The 17170-nt window shown below is 73.8% G+C and carries 12 protein-coding genes and 1 tRNA gene; 2 read left to right on the top strand and 11 right to left on the bottom strand.

Annotation, left to right across the window (positions count from 1 at the left end; genetic code table 11):
- Positions 1-380: 380 nt before the first annotated feature.
- On the top strand, positions 381-1832 hold the full coding sequence (locus tag BIV28_RS04285; protein ID WP_242652761.1) for a sugar transferase: 1452 nt from the start codon (positions 381-383) through the stop codon (positions 1830-1832).
- Positions 1833-2037: 205 nt separating this feature from the next.
- On the opposite strand, the gene BIV28_RS04280 is transcribed toward BIV28_RS04285, so the two are convergent.
- From BIV28_RS04280 to BIV28_RS04250, 7 genes are all read right to left on the bottom strand, one after another.
- Entirely contained in the window at positions 2038-2931 is an 894-nt protein-coding gene (locus tag BIV28_RS04280) for a nucleoside triphosphate pyrophosphohydrolase (protein WP_242652760.1), read from the bottom strand.
- Between the two features lie 101 nt (positions 2932-3032).
- Complete coding sequence (locus BIV28_RS04275) at positions 3033-3620, bottom strand: hypothetical protein (protein WP_207555776.1); 588 nt, start codon at positions 3618-3620, stop codon at positions 3033-3035.
- A 32-nt stretch (positions 3621-3652) separates the two neighbouring features.
- Positions 3653-7288 carry a transcription-repair coupling factor gene (mfd, locus tag BIV28_RS04270; RefSeq protein ID WP_076259607.1) on the bottom strand — a complete coding sequence of 1212 codons (3636 nt, stop codon included), beginning with the start codon at positions 7286-7288 and terminating at the stop codon, positions 3653-3655.
- A 61-nt stretch (positions 7289-7349) separates the two neighbouring features.
- A complete protein-coding gene (pth, locus tag BIV28_RS04265) occupies positions 7350-7940 on the bottom strand; it encodes an aminoacyl-tRNA hydrolase (RefSeq protein ID WP_076259605.1) in 591 nt (196 codons plus the stop codon).
- Between the two features lie 63 nt (positions 7941-8003).
- The gene (locus BIV28_RS04260; protein WP_076259603.1) at positions 8004-8693 is read right to left on the bottom strand and encodes a 50S ribosomal protein L25/general stress protein Ctc; all 690 of its coding nucleotides are present in this window, start codon (positions 8691-8693) and stop codon (positions 8004-8006) included.
- A 294-nt stretch (positions 8694-8987) separates the two neighbouring features.
- Positions 8988-10109 (bottom strand): metallophosphoesterase, encoded by a 1122-nt coding sequence (locus tag BIV28_RS04255; protein WP_076259601.1) that lies wholly within the window; start codon positions 10107-10109, stop codon positions 8988-8990.
- Between the two features lie 105 nt (positions 10110-10214).
- Positions 10215-11312 (bottom strand): EamA family transporter, encoded by a 1098-nt coding sequence (locus BIV28_RS04250; RefSeq protein WP_242652759.1) that lies wholly within the window; start codon positions 11310-11312, stop codon positions 10215-10217.
- A 103-nt stretch (positions 11313-11415) separates the two neighbouring features.
- On the opposite strand from BIV28_RS04250, the gene BIV28_RS04245 reads away from it, so the two are divergent.
- Positions 11416-11988 (top strand): CGNR zinc finger domain-containing protein, encoded by a 573-nt coding sequence (locus tag BIV28_RS04245; RefSeq protein WP_076259599.1) that lies wholly within the window; start codon positions 11416-11418, stop codon positions 11986-11988.
- Positions 11989-12028: 40 nt separating this feature from the next.
- Here BIV28_RS04245 and BIV28_RS04240 read toward each other — a convergent pair whose 3' ends face one another.
- From BIV28_RS04240 to BIV28_RS04225, 4 genes are all read right to left on the bottom strand, one after another.
- A complete protein-coding gene (locus BIV28_RS04240) occupies positions 12029-13009 on the bottom strand; it encodes a ribose-phosphate diphosphokinase (RefSeq protein WP_076259597.1) in 981 nt (326 codons plus the stop codon).
- Positions 13006-14514, bottom strand: coding sequence for a bifunctional UDP-N-acetylglucosamine diphosphorylase/glucosamine-1-phosphate N-acetyltransferase GlmU (glmU, locus tag BIV28_RS04235; RefSeq protein ID WP_076259595.1), 1509 nt, complete (start codon positions 14512-14514; stop codon positions 13006-13008). Before glmU ends, BIV28_RS04240 begins: the two co-directional genes overlap by 4 nt.
- Positions 14515-14885: 371 nt before the next feature.
- Positions 14886-14964, bottom strand: a tRNA-Gln gene (locus tag BIV28_RS04230).
- Positions 14965-15056: 92 nt separating this feature from the next.
- Positions 15057-16946: a sigma-70 family RNA polymerase sigma factor gene (locus tag BIV28_RS04225; protein ID WP_076259593.1), complete on the bottom strand. Its 1890-nt coding sequence runs from the start codon at positions 16944-16946 to the stop codon at positions 15057-15059.
- Positions 16947-17170 lie beyond the last annotated feature (224 nt).

The raw sequence follows: 17170 nt of genomic DNA, 5'->3' as shown, positions 1-17170 counted from the left end.
GTAGCCCGTGCGTCCGGCGGACCGTCGCAGCGACCCGGCATGCGGTCACCCCCCGCCGTTGCGCCGGTCTTGCGGGGTCCTTGCGGCTGCCTTGCGCCGCGGTTGCGCCGCCACCGATAGGCGCCGATTTGCCCGTGGCACAAGGAGATCCGAGAAGAACCGGACATTTCGGTGCGTAACCGCCCACGGGACGAACAGGTTCGGACCGGGACAAAGTTTTTTACCTTTTCCTTACCAATCCCTGACCAATCCACGGCATACTCGCAGCAGGCCATCCGGGGGGGTGGAAGGACAGCTGAATACGGCGCCCACGGGTGCCAGGGGTGGGGTGGGGAGTCATGGGTCAACCCATGCGTGAAACGGGGGTTTTCCTGCTCGATGTGAGTGCGCGTCCGACGACGCAGCCTCTCACCGAGCGGTCGAGGGGACAGCGTCTCCTCCAGCTGGGGATCGCTGGAGGTGACCTCGTCCTCATCACCGTCGCGACGGCGCTGGCGGCCATCGGTCGCACGAGTCTCGACGTGTTCAACGCGGCGAACGACGTCAACGTCGTCGCCCAGTCGGTGGGGCTGTGGATCGTCGCGGCCTGGATGGTCGCGAACCTGCTCGTCGGGGCCTACACGTCGAGCACCCTCGGCGTCGGCACGCTCGAGTACGCCCGCGTGTGCTCCGCGGCCGGCCTGACGGCCGGCGCGATCGGCATCGCGAGCTACCTGACGAAGTTCAACCTCTCGCGCGGGTTCTTCGTGCTCATCTTCGTCATCGGCGTGCCGATGCTGCTCGTCTGGCGGTGGAGCGCCCGCCGGCTGGTGCACCGGGCGCACGCCCACGGGCACCTGCTGACCCGCGTCGTCATCTCGGGCACCGCCTCGCACGTCGACGACGTCGCCCGCGTCCTGGAGCGCGAGGCGTGGCTGGGCTACGAGATCGTCGGCGCGCTCGTGCCGTCGTCGCACCCGACCGTGTCGACCCCGGGCGGGGTGCCCGTCGTCGGCAACACGGCCCGCGCCGCCGAGTCGGCGCTCGCGACCAAGGCCGACCTCATCGTGTTCACCGAGGGGGCGTTCCCCTCGGCCGTCGACTTCCGTCGCATCGCCTGGGACCTCGAGGGCCACCACGTGGGGATGGCGGTCGTGCCGAGCCTCAGCGACATCTCCTCGGGCCGCATGACGATGCGACCCGTCGGCGGCCTGCCGCTCGTGCACGTCGAACCGCCGCAGAGCCTCGGGGCGGCGCGGTGGTCCAAGCGGGCCTTCGACTTCCTCGGCGCGACGCTGCTGCTGTTGCTCGCCTCGCCGGTCATGCTCGTCTTCGCCATCGCCACCAAGCTGCAGGACGGCGGCCCGGTGCTCTTCCGCCAGACCCGCGTCGGCCGCGACGGCGAGCTCTTCGAGTGCCTGAAGTTCCGCAGCATGGTCGTCGACGCCGAGGCCCGCCTCGCCGGCATCACGCACCTGAACCAGAACGCCGACGGCGTCCTCTTCAAGGCCCAGCACGACCCGCGGATCACCCGGGTCGGGGCGTTCATGCGGCGCTACTCGATCGACGAGCTGCCCCAGCTCATCAACGTCGTCAACGGCGACATGAGCCTCGTCGGTCCGCGTCCAGCGCTGCCGGCCGAGGTGCGCCGGTACGCCCCCGACGTCCAGCGCCGCCTCCACGTGCGCCCCGGCGTCACCGGTCTCTGGCAGGTCTCCGGCCGCAGCGACCTCTCGTGGGACGACACCGTGCGTCTCGACCTCTACTACGTCGACAACTGGTCCGTCGTCCAGGACCTGTCGATCCTGACCAAGACCGTGCAGGCCGTGCTCCGCTCGCGAGGCGCCTACTGACGACGAAGGACTCCCGCCGGTCGTGTCCTGACCGCGCCCGACGGGACTCTCCAGCGGCGCATCCCTGACCGCCGCCGGGGGGTGGGGCGGGGCCACGCCATCACATCCGGTGGCGTGGCCCCGTGACGTCCGTCGGGCGCGTCGGGACGCGTCCGGCGGGCGAGCCCGGACGCGCGGTCCTCACCTGCGGGTCAGGACGCGTCGGTCAGGACGCGTCGGCGCCGTCGGCGCTCGCGTCGGCGAGGCGCCGCAGCGTCTCGCGCAGCGCGCCCTCGGCATCGGTGCCGGTGGCCCGGGCCTCGCGCACGAGCGCGAGCAGGCGGGCGCCGACGTCCTCGCCCGCGACGGCGGCGTCGACGAGGTCGCCACGGCCGGCCTTCTCGAGCCGGCCGACGTACTTCTCGGCGCGGGCCAGCGCCGGCAGCGAGGTCGGCACGCCCTCGACGGGGTGCGTGCGGTGCTGCTTCTCCCCCGCCTTGATCTGGTCCCAGTTGGCCGCGACGGCGTCGGCGGTGTCGGCCTCGACGTCGGCGAAGACGTGCGGGTGGCGGCGCACCAACTTGTCGACGAGCTCGCCGGCGACGTCGTCGATGCCGAACGGCTCGCTCGGGTGCTCCTCGGCGACGCGCGCCTGGAAGGCCACCTGGAGCAGCAGGTCGCCGAGCTCCTCGCGCACGTGGGCGGGGTCGCCCGACTCGATGGCCTCGATGGCCTCGTGAGCCTCCTCGAGCAGGTACGGCACGAGCGTCTGCGGGGTCTGCTCGGCGTCCCAGGGGCAGCCCCCGGGCGAGCGGAGCCGGTCCATGACGGCCACGACGTCGAGGAGGCGCGAGCCCGGCACGTCGAAGGAGGCGATGAGCAGCTCGACGTCGGGCGGCTCGGGCAGCCGGCTCACCTCGACGGCGACGGCATCGCTCAGGCCCGGGTCGCCGTCGGCGGACCCGACCCACACGACGTCGCCCTCCCCGGCCGCCGCGACGAGGGCACGGGCGAGGTCGGGAGCCGAGATGACGTCGGCCTCGCCCGCCGCGTCGAGCGCGGGCAGGCCCACCTCGATGCCGGCGTCGACGATCGCGGAGACCTGCGGCTCGTCGGGCATGCCCCACACGGTCGTGGCGGACCCGAGCGTGGCCCAGGCCTCACGCGTCAGCAGCCCCGGCGCGATGCGCGGCGTCGAGACGAGCAGGACCAGGCGGCCGGTCAGGGCGCGGTCGTCTCGGCCGGGGCCGGGGTGGTGCCCGAGGCGGCCGCGTTGGACTGCGGCTTGATCCAGTCGGGGGCGGCGGTGCCGAAGGTGAAGTACACCGGTCCCTGGTCGACCTTCTTGACCGTCCCGAACTTCGGGTTGAGGGAGATGTCGGCGTTCTGGAGGGCCTTGCGGTAGGCGGTGACCTCGGCGGGCGTCATCGTCTGGGAGTTGACCAGCGCGGCCGCGGCGACGAAGTCCTTCGTCGTCTGCGTCGGGTCCGGGATCGTCGCGAGGACCGCGGCGTAGGTCTCGTCGGGCTTCCAGCCGCCCGAGGCCTGCATGGCCTCGTCGAGCAGCGGGCCGGCGACGAGGCCCATGACGATGGCGTCCTGGCTGAAGTCGAGCTTGGCCGCCTGCAGCTGCTCGTACGACGCCTGCACGTCGGCCTCGGTGATGACGTGGCCGTTGACGACGGCGGCGGCCTGCTGGCGCGTCGCGAAGCCGCACCCACCGAGGAGCGAGACGGCGCTCGCGCCTGCGACGAGTGCCGCGGCGACACGCCGACCCGTGGTGGTGGGCCGTGCTGACAGAGACTTCACTGGTTCCTCCTCAGGCGGATGCGTCAGACATCTTACGGGGCACCCGCACGCGTACCGGCACCGGCGGTCGCCACCGCGTGACCGGCGGCGATGTCGTCGAGCAGCACGGCCGTGACGAGCTGGCGCGCCCACGTCAGGACCTCGACGTCACGCAGCGGCTTGCCGCCGACGCGGGCCGTCATCGGGGCCGGCACGAGGATCGTGCCGAGAGCCTCCTTGACGATGGTGCCGGGGTAGAGGCGCATGAGCCGCAGCTGCTGGCTCTCGCGCAGGTCGGTGACCGGGCCGAACCGCACTGTGCGGCCCTGGACGCCGATGTCGCCGATGCGGGCCTGGCGAGCCACGACACGCAACCGGGCCACCTCGAGGAGGTTCTCGACCGGCTTGGGCGGGGCGCCGTAGCGGTCGCGCAGCTCGGCCTCGATCTCGTCGACGGCCTCGAAGGTCTCGACGGTGGCGAGCTTGCGGTAGGCCTCGAGGCGCAGCCGCTCCCCCGGCACGTAGTCGTGCGGCAGGTGGGCGTCGACCGGCAGCTCGATCTTGATCTCGGCAGGGACGTCGGTGGTCTCGCCCTTGAAGTCGGCGACGGCCTCGCCGATGAGCCGCACGTAGAGGTCGAAGCCGACGCCCTCGATGTGGCCGGACTGCTCGCCGCCGAGGAGGTTGCCGGCGCCGCGGATCTCGAGGTCCTTCATCGCGACCTGCATGCCGGCGCCGAGGTCGGTGTGGCTGGCGATGGTGCGCAGCCGGTCGTGGGCGGTCTCGGTGAGCGGCTTCTCGGGCGGGTAGAGGAAGTAGGCGTACGCCCGCTCGCGACCACGCCCGACGCGTCCGCGCAGCTGGTGCAGCTGGCTCAGGCCGAAGACGTCGGCGCGCTCGACGATGAGGGTGTTGGCGTTGCTGATGTCGAGGCCGGTCTCGACGATGGTCGTGCAGACGAGGACGTCGAAGCGCTTCTGCCAGAAGTCCTCGACGACCTGCTCGAGGCGGTGCTCGCCCATCTGGCCGTGCGCCGTGGCGATCCGCGCCTCGGGAACGAGCTCGCGCAGCCGGCTCGCAGCCTTCTCGATGGTGCTGACCTTGTTGTGGACGAAGAAGACCTGGCCCTCGCGGAGCAGCTCGCGGCGCAGGGCCGCGGTGATCTGCTTCTCGTCGTAGGCACCGACGAACGTCAGCACCGGGTGGCGCTCCTCGGGCGGCGTTGCGAGAGTGGACATCTCGCGGATGCCGGTGACGGCCATCTCGAGGGTGCGCGGGATCGGGGTGGCCGACATCGACAGGACGTCGACGGCGGTGCGCATCGTCTTGAGCAGCTCCTTGTGCTCGACGCCGAAGCGCTGCTCCTCGTCGACGATGACGAGCCCGAGGTCCTTGAACCGGACCTCCTTGGACAGCAGCCGGTGCGTGCCGATGACGAGGTCGATGCTGCCGTCGGCGAGGCCGTCGAGGACCTCGCGCGCCTCCTTGTCGGTCTGGAAGCGCGAGAGGGCCTTCACGACGACGGGGAACTGGGAGTAGCGCTCGGAGAAGGTCTGGAAGTGCTGGCTGACCAGCAGGGTCGTCGGCACGAGGACGGCAGCCTGCTTGCCGTCCTGGATCGCCTTGAACGCCGCACGGACCGCGATCTCGGTCTTGCCGTAGCCGACGTCGCCGCAGATGAGCCGGTCCATCGGGACCTGCTTCTCCATGTCGGCCTTGACCTCGTCGATGCTGCTGAGCTGGTCGGGCGTCTCGACGTAGGCGAAGGCCTCCTCGAGCTCGCGCTGCCACGGGGTGTCGGGCCCGAACGCGTGGCCCTTGGTGGCCTGGCGCGCGCTGTAGAGGCGGATGAGGTCGGCGGCGATCTGCTTGACGTACCGCTTGGCCCGCGACTTGGTCTTGGTCCAGTCCGAGCCGCCCATCTTGTTGAGGGTGGGCTGCTCTCCGCCGACGTACTTGGTCACCTGGTCGAGCTGGTCGGTGGGCACGTAGAGGCGGTCGCCGGGCTGGCCGCGCTTGCTCGCGGCGTACTCGATGACGAGGTACTCGCGCGTGGCCCCGGCGACGGTTCGCTGCATCATCTCGACGAAGCGCCCGACGCCGTGCTGCTCGTGGACGACGTGGTCGCCGGGTCGCAGCTGGAGCGGGTCGACCTGGTTGCGGCGGCGCGACGGCATCCGGCGCATGTCCTTGGTCGAGGTCGACCCGGCCTGCCCGGTGAGGTCGGTCTCGGTGACCACCTCGAGGCGGGCGCCCTCGTGGACGAACCCGCGCCCGAGCGGCATGCACGTGACGGTGACGAAGCCGGCCTCGAGCGGGTCCTGGGCCCCGGCGTCGAGGGAGCGCACCGGCACCTCGTGCTCGCGCAGCACCTCCCCGACGCGCTTGGCCAGGCCCGGGCCCTCGGTGACGACGGCGACGACCCAGCCCTCGCGGGCCCGCTCGCGCAGGTGCGCGACGGCGCGCTCGGTGTCGCCGCGGAAGGCCTCGGCGTCGGTGGTGCGCACGGCGAGGCGCTCGTCGACGTCGTCGTCCTCGATGACGAGCTCGTCGTCGGCGGCGAACGGGGTGAGGGTCCACCACGGGCGGTCGTGGGCGATGGCGTGCGCCCGCACCTGCGCGAGCGTCCAGTACGACGCGCTGCCGAGCAGCGACTGGAGGTCGACCGGTACGTCGTTGCCGGCGGCGGCGTTGGCCCAGCTGGCCTCGAGGAACTCCTCGCTCGTGGCGACGAGGTCGTGGGCGCGGCGGCGGATGCGCTCGGGGTCGGCGAGCAGGACGGTCGAGGCCTGCGGCAGGACGTCGAGCACCGACTCCATGCCGTCGACGAGGGCCGGGGCGAGGGACTCCATGCCCTCGACGGCGATGCCCTCGGCGAGCTTGGCGAGCATGTCGGCGACGCCGGGCAGCTGGTCGGCCAGGGCCCGGGCGCGCCCGCGGACGGCGTCGGTCAGCAGCAGCTCGCGGCAGGGCGGGGCCCAGAGGCCGTGCTCGGCGACCTCGAGCGAGCGCTGGTCGGCGACCTTGAACCAGCGCACCTCCTCGACGGTGTCGCCCCAGAACTCGACGCGGACCGGGTGCTCCTCGGTGGGCGGGAAGACGTCGAGGATGCCGCCGCGCACGGCGAACTCGCCGCGCCGCTCGACGAGGTCGGTGCGGGTGTAGGCCGCGGCGGCGAGGGCGTCGACGACGTCCTCGAGCGGGCGCTCGTCGCCGCCCCGCAGGGCGACCGGCTCGAGCTCGCCGAGGCCGCGGGTGATCGGCTGCAGGACGGCCCGGACCGGCGCGACGACGACCGACAGCGGGCCGTAGACGGCGTCGTCGGGGTCGAGGTGGGTGATCCGGCGCAGTACGGCGAGGCGTCGCCCGACGGTGTCGCTGCGCGGGGAGAGCCGCTCGTGCGGGAGGGTCTCCCACGAGGGGAAGACGGCCACGCGGTCGGCCGGCAGGAACGAGCCGAGCGCCGAGGCGAGGTCCTCGGCCTCGCGCGTCGTGGCCGTGACGACGACGACGGGGGCGGCGCCGGGGCCGCCGTGGACGGCGTCGGCGCGCGCGGCGAGGGCGGAGACGAGGAACGGGCGGGTGCCGTCGCTCGCGGACACGTCGACGAGGCGGGCCCGGCCCACCTGCTCGGTCACGTGACGGACGTCGGGGAGCGCCGTGAAGGCGGACAGCAGTGGGTGCGGCATCAGGCCTCCCAGTCTAGGTCGGGGCGGTGACGCCGCCGCGTCCGGTGCGGGCGGGGCCGCCTCAGCGCGGGGCGTGGAACCGCTGCTGCGCGTCGGTCAGGCCGACCTCGACGATCGCCTCGACGGCGTCGGCGGCGTCGCCGAGCAGGAACGGCAGCTCCTCGCGCTCGGCCTTGCCGAAGTCGCGCAGGACGAAGTCGGCGGGGTCCTGGCGGCCCGGCGGGCGGCCGATGCCGAGGCGGACCCGGTAGTAGTCCTTGGACCCGACCGACTGGCTGATCGAGCGCAGGCCGTTGTGGCCGCCCTCGCCGCCGCCGCGCTTGAGCCGGACCAGGCCGGCGTCGATGTCGAGCTCGTCGTGGAGCACGACGAGCCGCTCGACGGGCACGTCGTAGTACTTGAGCAGCCCGGCGACGGGACCGCCCGAGGTGTTCATGTACGTCGAGGGCACCGCGAGGACGAGCTTCGGGCCACCGACGCGCAACCGCACCTCGGCGACGCGGGCCCGGGCCTTGTGGGCCTTGAACGAGGCGCGGCCGCCCGCGGCGTCGCGGGCGACCAGCTCCTCGATGGCCATGGCGCCGACGTTGTGGCGGTTACCGGCGTACTCCGGACCGGGGTTTCCCAGTCCGACGACGAGCCAGGTGTCCATGACCTTCCTCGATGGTGGGGGGTGCGCCGGCCCGGGGCCGGGCCGGCGCGGCGGGGACGAGACTCAGGCCTCGTCGCCCTCGGCGGGCTTGTCCTCGGACTCGCCCTCGGCAGCCTCGGCGGCCTCGCCCTCGGCGGGCTCCTCGTGCTCCTCGCGCTCGATACCGGCCTCGGCCTCGGCCTCGGCGAGCTCGGCCTCGAGGGCCTCGGCGGACACGGCCTGCGTGACGTTGACGACGAGCGCCTCGGCGTCGGTGACGAGCTCGGCGCCCGAGGGCAGCTCGACGGCGCCGGCGAGCACCTGCGTGCCGGCCTCGAGGCCCTCGACCGAGACGACGACGTTCTCGGGGATGTCGGTGGCGGCCACGAGCAGCTGCAGCGTGGCGTGGTCGAGCGTGACGACGGTCTCGGCGGCGGCCTCACCCTCGAGGTGGACCGGGACGTCGACCGTGACCTTCTCGCCGCGACGCACGACGACGAGGTCGACGTGCTCGATGACCGGCTTGATCGGGTCGCGCTGGACGTCCTTGGCGAGCGCGAGCTGCTCGTCGCCCTCGACGACGATCGTCAGCAGCGCGTTGACGTGCTTGAGCGCGAGCATGGTGTCGTGGCCCGGCAGCGAGATGTGGACCGGCTCGGTGCCGTGGCCGTAGATGACGGCGGGGATGTTGCCGGAGCGGCGGATCTTGCGGGCAGCGCCCTTGCCGAACTCCGTACGCTTGACGGCGACGAGCTTGGTGATGTCGGAGGACACGGGGACTCCTGGGGGTCGTGGGACGAGCGGTGATGTGGTCGGCCTCGACGCGGGACGGCGCGCGGGTGGGACGACCTGTCAGCCGGGTCCGCACGCAGAGGCGGACCTGACCCGTGATCCGGGTGGCCGGTCTTCCGCGTCGATCACGGACCTGCCGCGACTGCCGGAGCAGCCGTGCGTCGTCCCTCGCCGAGGCAACCCTCCGATCTTAGGGGACATCGCCGTGCGGGCGAAATCCGCGGACCGCACCCCGGACTCCCCCGCTGCGCGCCACGCCGCCCGGCCACGCCGCCGTCACGGTGACGGGGTGCGGGTGAGCACGACGCGGTCGGCGAAGCCCGACCCGGACGTGCCGGTGAAGCCGAGGCGGAGGGTCGCGGGCGTGACCTCGAGGTCGGCGAAGCCGTACGTCGGGACGCGGTTGGACCCCGACGTCGCCGCGAAGTAGCCGGCCTCGGGGTCGGTGGCCGACACCTCGCGCAGCGGGATGCGGCCGGTGCCGACCGTGACGAACACGGTGCCGACACCGGCCTCGAGGGCGTTCCCGCTCGCGCCCACGCAGGCCGGCACGTACCGGCCGGGGGTGATGCCCGGGCAGCCCGGGCCGAGCCGCAGCGCCTTGCTGCGCTGGTAGAGGTGCTCGTGACCGGTCAGGACGACGTCGACGCGCTCGGCGAGGAGCAGGTCGACGACGTCGGTGCCGACGGTGCACCCGTACCGGCCGACGCTGATGCACGGCTCGTGCATGCCGACGACGACCCACGGGATGCCGGCCGCCCGCGCACCGCGGATCGCGGCGGCCGTCCACGCGTAGTGGCTCGTCCCCTTGGCGTAGTCCCACGTGCCGTCGGCGAACGGGAGCGCCGGCGAGATCATGACGAAGCGCACGAGCGGGTGTCCGGCGGGCTCGTCGACGTACCACTCGCGCCCGTACCGGCCGGTGAGGCCGGCGAGGCGGTTGGGCAGGCAGGCCGTGAACGCGTCGATGCGCCCGTTCTCACCGTTGCTCTCGTGGTTGCCCGAGAGCAGCTCGAACGGCAGGCGGGTGCCGACGTGGTCGGTGACGAAGCGGCACCAGGCCGCCTCCCCGCCGTTCGAGCCGTACGAGAGGTCGCCGAGGGCCAGGTGCAGGTCGGGGCGCGCGGCGGCGATGCCGCGCAGCACCCCCGAGCTCGCGCTCGTCGAGCCGTAGTCGCCGACCGCGGTGACGTGCAGCGTCGCCGGACGCTGCCGGGCCGGACGCGTGACCTCGCCCGCCTCGGGGGACGCCGTGGCGGTCGCGGCGGGGCGGGCGCCGACGCCGGCCGGCCGGGTCGTGCCGGCCTGCTGCGCGGGAGCGCTGGTGCGGGCGCAGGCGGCCAGGGCCGCGACGAGCGCCAGGGCCGTCACGGCGAGGGGGACGCGTCGCCGCAGCACCCGCCCAGCGTAGGTCTCCGAACTCCGGACGGCGCGTCGGGACGCGTCGGGACGCGTCGAGACATGTCGGGCGTTCCGTCCGCGCCCGCAGACCGGCCGGGACGCTCAGGCGTCCGTGCGCTCCGGCGCCCCGTCCGCTGCCGGCAGGACGGGGCGGGCCTCGTCGGCGCGCACGGCGACGACGCCGCCGACGATGAGGACGCCGCCGGCCAGCTGCAGTGCCGTGGGCAGCTCGCCGAGGACGACCCACGCGAAGAGGACGGCGAAGAGCACCTCGGTCAGCGCGACGAAGGAGGCGACCTTGGCCCCGAGCATCCGCACGGCCGCGATCCCGGTGACGTAGGCGAACGCCGCGGCCACGAGCGCGATGACGAGCACCGGCACCCACCAGGGCACGACCGCGTCGCCGAGGGTCACGGCCTCGGAGCCCCGGGTCATGTCCATGACGCCGGTGAGCCCGGCGGCCCAGAGCACGACGGCCCCGACGACGAGCCCGGCGCCGGCGAGCGCCATCGGCGGCAGGTCGGCGTCGACGTGGTCGGCGAGCAGGAAGTAGAGGACGAGGCAGACGGCCGCGCCGAGGCCCCAGAGGACGCCCGCGACGTCGAGCCGGGCGCCCCCGGCGACGTCGAGGACAAGGAGCAGCCCGAGGACCGCCAGGCCGATGCCGGCCAGGGTGAGGCGTCGTGGCGCGCGGCGGTGCCGCACCCAGAGCCAGCCCACGATGAGGACGGGGGCGAGGTACTCGAGCAGCAGCGCGACGCCGACCGACAGGTGCGTCACGGCGTTGAAGTAGGCCAGCTGGCAGCCGGCGACACCGGTGAGCCCGTAGCCGACGACGGCCCGGCCGTTGCGCCGCAGCACACCCCACCGTCCGCGCAGCGAGATCACCGTCGGCACGAGCAGCACGACCGCGGCCAGGGTGATGCGCATCGTGACGACGGCTCCCGGTGCCCAGCCGGCGAGCAGCAGCGGCTTGGCGAAGGCGCCCGACGTCGCGAACGCCGCGGCCGAGGCGAGGGCGACGCCCAGGCCCAGGAGCGGGTGGCGTGCGGCGCCCGAGGCCGGGCTCGAGGCGGTGCCGCCGGCGGTGCTCCCAGCGTCGGCCTCGGGGCCCCACTCGAGCACCGGCGGGTCGACGGGGGCTGGTGCGCTCGACGGCGACGCGAGGGCGGGGGTCGGGACGGTCGGCTCCGTGTGCACGGTGACCTCCAGGTGGTGCGGTTCGTGGGACGCCGGTAGCCTCTGCGGCAACACACCCTGTCAGGACCGTCAGCGATTAGACTCCTGACGGTAGCGATCCGCAATGTCAGGAGTCAAGACCGTGTTCACCCATGACACCGAGGCGGCCCTCGGCGCCGCGGCGGCCCTCGTCAACACGATGCCCGGCAGCGTGCCCGGCGACTCCGACGAGGACGTCCTCGTCACCGTCGAGGACCTCGCGACGCTCTACGCCGAGCAGCGCTGGACCGGCCGGTTCGACCGCGACGCCGCCGAGCTCGAGGCCGTGCGCGCCCTGCGCCCACGGCTGCGCGGGCTGTGGGAGCGCGACGAGGCCGGCGTCGTGCGGCTCGTCAACGAGCTGCTCGTCGAGGGTGCGGCCCTCCCCCAGCTCGTCGAGCACGACGACTCGGGCTGGCACGTGCACGCGACCCCGGCCGACGCTCCCCTGGCGCAGCGGATGGCCGTCGAGGCCGCCCTCGCCGTCGTCGACGTCGTGCGGGCGGGCGAGCTCGACCGGCTGCGGGTCTGCGCGGCGCAGGACTGCGACGACGTCGTCGTCGACCTGTCCCGCAACCGGTCGCGGATCTACTGCGACGGCGGGTGCGCGGCGCGCGCGCACACCGCCGCCTATCGGGCGCGCCGGGCCCGCGCCTGACGCGTCCCGCTCACCCTCGTGGGCCGGCGCAGTCGCGGGGTCAGGCCTTGCCGTCGAAGAGGCTCGTGACCGAGCCGTCCTCGAAGACCTCCCTGATGGCCATCGACACGAGCGGCGCGATGGACAGCACCGAGAGCTTGTCGAAGCGCCGGTCCTCGGGGATCGGCAGGGTGTTCGTCACGACGACCTCGTCGACCTTGCAGGCCTTGAGCCGGTCGACGGCCGGGCCCGACAGGATCGCGTGCGTCGCGGCGATGACGACCTTCTCGGCGCCCTGCTCGATGAGGGCGTCGGCGGCCTTGGTGATGGTGCCGGCGGTGTCGATCATGTCGTCGACGAGGATGCAGACGCGGCCCTTGATCTCACCGACGACGCGGTTGGCCACGACCTCGTTGGGCCGGTTGATGTCGCGGGTCTTGTGGATGAAGGCCAGCGGCGCCCCACCGAGGCGCGTCGACCAGTCCTCGGCGACCTTGATGCGGCCGGCGTCGGGCGAGACGACGGCGAGGTCGAGGTGGCCGTACTTCTCGGCCACGTAGTCGGCCAGGATCGGCATCGCCATGAGGTGGTCGACCGGGCCGTCGAAGAAGCCCTGGATCTGCGCGGTGTGCAGGTCGATGGCCATGAGCCGGTCGGCGCCGGCCGTCTTGAACAGGTCGGCCATGAGCCGGGCCGAGATCGGCTCGCGGCCGCGGTGCTTCTTGTCCTGGCGGGCGTAGCCGTAGAAGGGCAGCACGACGGTGATCCGCTTGGCCGAGGCGCGCTTGAGCGCGTCGATCATGATGAGCTGCTCCATGATCCACTCGTTGATCGGCGAGGTGTGGCTCTGGATGACGAAGGCGTCCGAGCCGCGCACCGACTCCTCGTAGCGCACGTAGATCTCGCCGTTGGCGAAGTCGTACGCGCTCGTGGGCACGAGGTCGGTGCCGAGCTCCTTGGCGACCTCCTGGGCCAGCTGCGGGTGCGCCCGGCCCGAGAAGACCATGAGGTGCTTCTCGGTGGTCTTGTTGATGCCGCTCATGCCTGCGCGCCCTTCTCGTCGATCCCGAGCCGGTCGTTCTCGACCACGGCTCCTGCCTCGCCGGCGAGCGCCGCCTCGGCCTCCACGGCGGTCCGGGCCGCCTCGTCGGTCTTCGTGCCGGCGCGCCGGCGCGCCACCCAGCCGTCGATGTTGCGCTGCTGCGCGCGGGTCACGGCCAGCTGGCCGGGGGCGACGTCGCTGACGACGGCCGAGCCGGCGGCCACGTACGCGCCGTCGCCGATCGTGCGGGGCGCGACGACGACCGAGTTGCTGCCGACGAAGCTCCACCGGCCGACGTTCGTGTGGCCCTTGGTGACGCCGTCGTAGTTGGCGAAGATCGTGCCGGCGCCGATGTTCGCGCCCTCGCCGATCGTCGCGTCGCCGCAGTAGGTCAGGTGCGGCACCTTGGCGCCGTCGCCGATGCGGGCGTTCTTCGTCTCGACGAAGCCGCCGATCTTGCCCTTGCGGCCCAGGACCGTGCCGGGCCGTAGGTAGGAGAAGGGCCCGACGGTGGCGTCGGGCCCGATCTGGGCGAGCTCGGCCTGGGTGCGCACGACGCTCGCGCCGTCGGCGACCTCGGTGTCGGTCAGCGTCGTGTCGGGGCCGACGACGCAGTCGCGACCGATGGTCGTGGCGCCGAGCAGTTGGGTGTTCGGGTGCACGACGGTGTCGGGGCCGACCGTGACGTCGGCGTCCATCCACGTCGTGGCCGGGTCGATGACGATGGCGCCCTCGCGCATGGCCTGCTCGACGATGCGGCGGTTGAGCTCGGCGCCGAGGCGGGCCAGCTGGACCTTGTCGTTGACGCCCTCGGTCTGCCAGAGGTCGGCGACGAGGTGCGCGTCGACGGCCAGCCCCCGCGAGCGGGCGATGGCGACGACGTCGGTGAGGTACTTCTCGCCCTGGGCGTTGTCGGTGCCGACCTCGGCGAGCGCCTCGCGCAGCACGACGGCGTCGAAGGCATAGAGCCCGCTGTTGACCTCGCGGATCGCGCGCTGCTCGTCGGTGGCGTCCTTCTGCTCGACGATCGCCTCGACGTGCCCGCCGGCGCCCCGGATGACGCGGCCGTAGCCGGTGGGGTCGGCCAGCGTCGAGGTGATGACGGTGACCGCGCTGCCGCTCGAGGTGTGCGCCGCTACGAGCCCGGACAGCGTGTCGGCGGTGAGCAGCGGGACGTCGCCGTAGGTGACGACGACGGTGCCGCCTAGGCCCTGCGGGAGCGCCTCGAGCGCGCACTCGACGGCGCGACCGGTGCCCTTGACCTCGTCCTGGTCGGCGATGACGGCCTCGGGGTCGACCTGCGCCACGTGCTCGGCGACGCGGTCGCGCTCGTGCCGCACGACGACGGCGAGGTGATCCGGGCTGGTCCCGCGGGCCGCCCGGATCGCGTGGGCCACGAGGCTGCGGCCGCCGATCGTGTGGAGGACCTTGGGGGTCGTGGACTTCATGCGTGTGCCCTCGCCGGCGGCGAGGACGATCACGGCGGTCGGCCGCAGATCGCTCACGGGGCGCAGCTCCTTGTCGTCGGGTGCGGTGCCTTGCAGCCCCGGACCGGCCGTGGAGCACGTGCGAACGCGGTGGCACCGGGGGTGCGCCGCCGCCACTCTACTCGGGGCCCGGGACGCCTCCGGCGCGCCCGTGGGCGGGGCGTGACGCCGCTCACAGCGACCGGCCGCCCGACGCGTCGAGCGTGCTCCCCGGGTAGGGCACCGTCGCTCGTGCCTCGCTCCTCCCGACTCCTTCCGGGGACCGGCTCGACGCTCGCTTCGCAGCGCGTCGAGCGTGCTCCCCGGGTAGGGCACCGTCGCTCGTGCCTCGCTCCTCCCGACTCCGCCCGGCGAGCGCGGCCACACTCGCTCCGCTCGTCGTGCCGCTGCTCCCCGGGTAGGAGTCGAACCTACGTCGCTAGTCCTGATTCAAAGTCAGGCGGGCCCTGCCGGCAGACCAACCGGGGAACGTCCACGAGGACGTGCACAGGGTAGTGCAGCACGGCAGCCGGTCCGGGCACCGGACACGGTGTGCGGAAGCCGACGACGGGTGTGGCAGGTCAGCTGCCGGACGCCGGGGCCGAGGCACCCGAGCCGGCGGGGCTGTCGAGCGCCGGGGCACCGGCGGGCGCGCCCGACCCGGAGTCAGGAGCCGGCGTCGTGTCGACCGCCCCGACGGCACCGGCCGGCGGGGGCGCCGACGGCTGCTCGGCCGGGGCGGACGCGGTGGGCGTCGAGACGGGGTCGGGTGCGGGGGACGTCGGCGACGCGGTCGGCTGCTCGGGCGAGGCAGCGGCCGTGGCGGTCGCGGTGTCGGCGGGCGTGGGCACCGCCGTGCTCGTCGGGGTCGGGGTGGCCGCAGCGGTGGGCGCGACGGTGACCACCGGGACGGTGGCCGAGACCATGGGCGCGACGACGGCGCCGCCGACGGCTCCCCCGACGATCGACCCGAGGTCGGGCAGGGTCGAGGGCCCGACGCCGACGGGCTGGTGCACGCGGGCCGCCGGCGACGACGACTGGTGCTGGACGACGACGTGCTCGTTCGTGCCGTGGGTCAGCACCACGGCGGGGGCGGCGACGCCGAGACCGAGGACGAGGCCCGCGACGGCCGTGGCGACGGGCGGGGAGACCGTGAGGCCGCCGATCGTCGCGCCGCTCGCGACGACGGCCACCGGTACGAGCGCGGCGGCGCCGGCGGCCGTGACACCGACGGCGGTGGCGGCGGCCGCGGCACCCGCGGCGGTGGCGCTCGAGGCGGCCACACCGGTGACGACGCCCGAGGCGACGGCGCCCGTCGCGGCACCCGACGCCGCGGCTCCCGTCGCGACGCCCGAGGCCACGACACCGGACGCTGCGGCGCCCGCCGACGACGCGGTGGCGGCCACCGCGGTCGAGGCCGTGGCGGCCGCGCCGACACCACCCGAGACCGCGCCCGACACGGCACCCGACACGGCACCCGTCGCGGCTCCGGTCGCCGTACCCGTGGCCCCGGCAGCACCAGCGGCACTCGCGGCACCCGCAGCGCTCGCGGCACCGGCGGAGGCACCGCCTCCGGCCGCTCCCGAACCGAGCCCGGACACGCCGCCGAGACCGGCCCCGCCGGACACGAGCAGGCCGCCGGCGCCCTGGCCGAGACCCGACCCGAAGGCCTGGCTCGCCCCGGCGACGAGGAAGGGCAGGACCAGGCCGGCGAACCCGGTGCTGATCCGACGCAGGTTGTCGGCGAGCGCGGCGTCGTGCGGGCACGAGGCGAGGTGGGCCTCGACCTTCGCGTGCCGGCGCGGCGTCGACCGCCCGCGGACGTGGGCCGAGAGGTGGTCGAGCGTCCAGCGGCACTCGGGGCTCGAGCAGTCGCCACCGCGCTGCTGGACCCACACGTCGAGGTAGTGCCCGCGCAGCGCCTCCTTGGCGCGCATGACCCGGACGCTGACGAGGTTGGCCGACACCCCGAGGCGCGGGGCGACGGCTCGAGGGGCGGCCCCGTCGACCATCGTCATCCACAGCAGCTGGCGCTCCCGCTCCGGCAGGCGCGAGAAGGCTTCGCGGACGAGGCCGCTGCCGAGGTCCTCCTCGGGCTCGGCGTCCGCCTCGGCGCCGGCGACGCGGTCGAGGTCGGCGGCGTCGGTGGGCAGGGCGCTCATGTCGCGACGCACCGCGTCGACACCGACGGTCCGCACCGTCGAGGTGAAGTAGGCCCGGAAGTTGTCACGGGGCCCGGCCCCTTCGCGCAGCAGGCGCAGCATGCGGGCCGATGCCTCGGCGACGAGGTCCTCGGGGGCGACACGGCCCCGGAAGCGGGTCGCGACGGCCTGCGCGGCCGGCAGGTGGCGCCGCCACAGGACGACGAACGCATCGTCGTCGCCGTGCCGCACGCGGTCGAGCAGGTCGACGTCGGCGAGGTCGGCGAGCGGGGTGGAGTCGGGTGTCGCACCGATGGCGTTCGCAGACACCGTGGTCCTTTCGGGTGTGGAGAGAGACCCAAGTGTGCGGCACGAGAGGGCCGCTCGGGTGCGGATTGCGACATGCGACCACGATGCGCGTGTCGCCGCGCGCCGAACGCCCCGATTCCTCCGTCTCCCAGACCCTCCGACGCGCCCGGTGGGTGGGAGCCCCGCCGCGCGTCGGCCGCGGGTGGCACCATGACGACGTGAGCGCCGACAGGGACGACAGGGAC

Source organism: Intrasporangium flavum (assembly GCF_001956915.1).
Classification (GTDB): Bacteria; Actinomycetota; Actinomycetes; order Actinomycetales; family Dermatophilaceae; genus Monashia; species Monashia flava.
This window is presented reverse-complemented; position numbering and strand designations above follow the sequence as displayed.

Excerpts from the sequence above, each read along its gene's own strand:
- BIV28_RS04240 (WP_076259597.1), bottom strand. The coding sequence starts at position 13,009 with ATGAGCGGCATCAACAAGACCACCGAGAAGCACCTCATGGTCTTCTCG.
- mfd (WP_076259607.1), bottom strand. The coding sequence starts at position 7,288 with ATGCCGCACCCACTGCTGTCCGCCTTCACGGCGCTCCCCGACGTCCGT.
- BIV28_RS04280 (WP_242652760.1), bottom strand. The coding sequence starts at position 2,931 with ATGCCCGACGAGCCGCAGGTCTCCGCGATCGTCGACGCCGGCATCGAG.
- BIV28_RS04245 (WP_076259599.1), top strand. The coding sequence starts at position 11,416 with ATGTCAGGAGTCAAGACCGTGTTCACCCATGACACCGAGGCGGCCCTC.
- pth (WP_076259605.1), bottom strand. The coding sequence starts at position 7,940 with ATGGACACCTGGCTCGTCGTCGGACTGGGAAACCCCGGTCCGGAGTAC.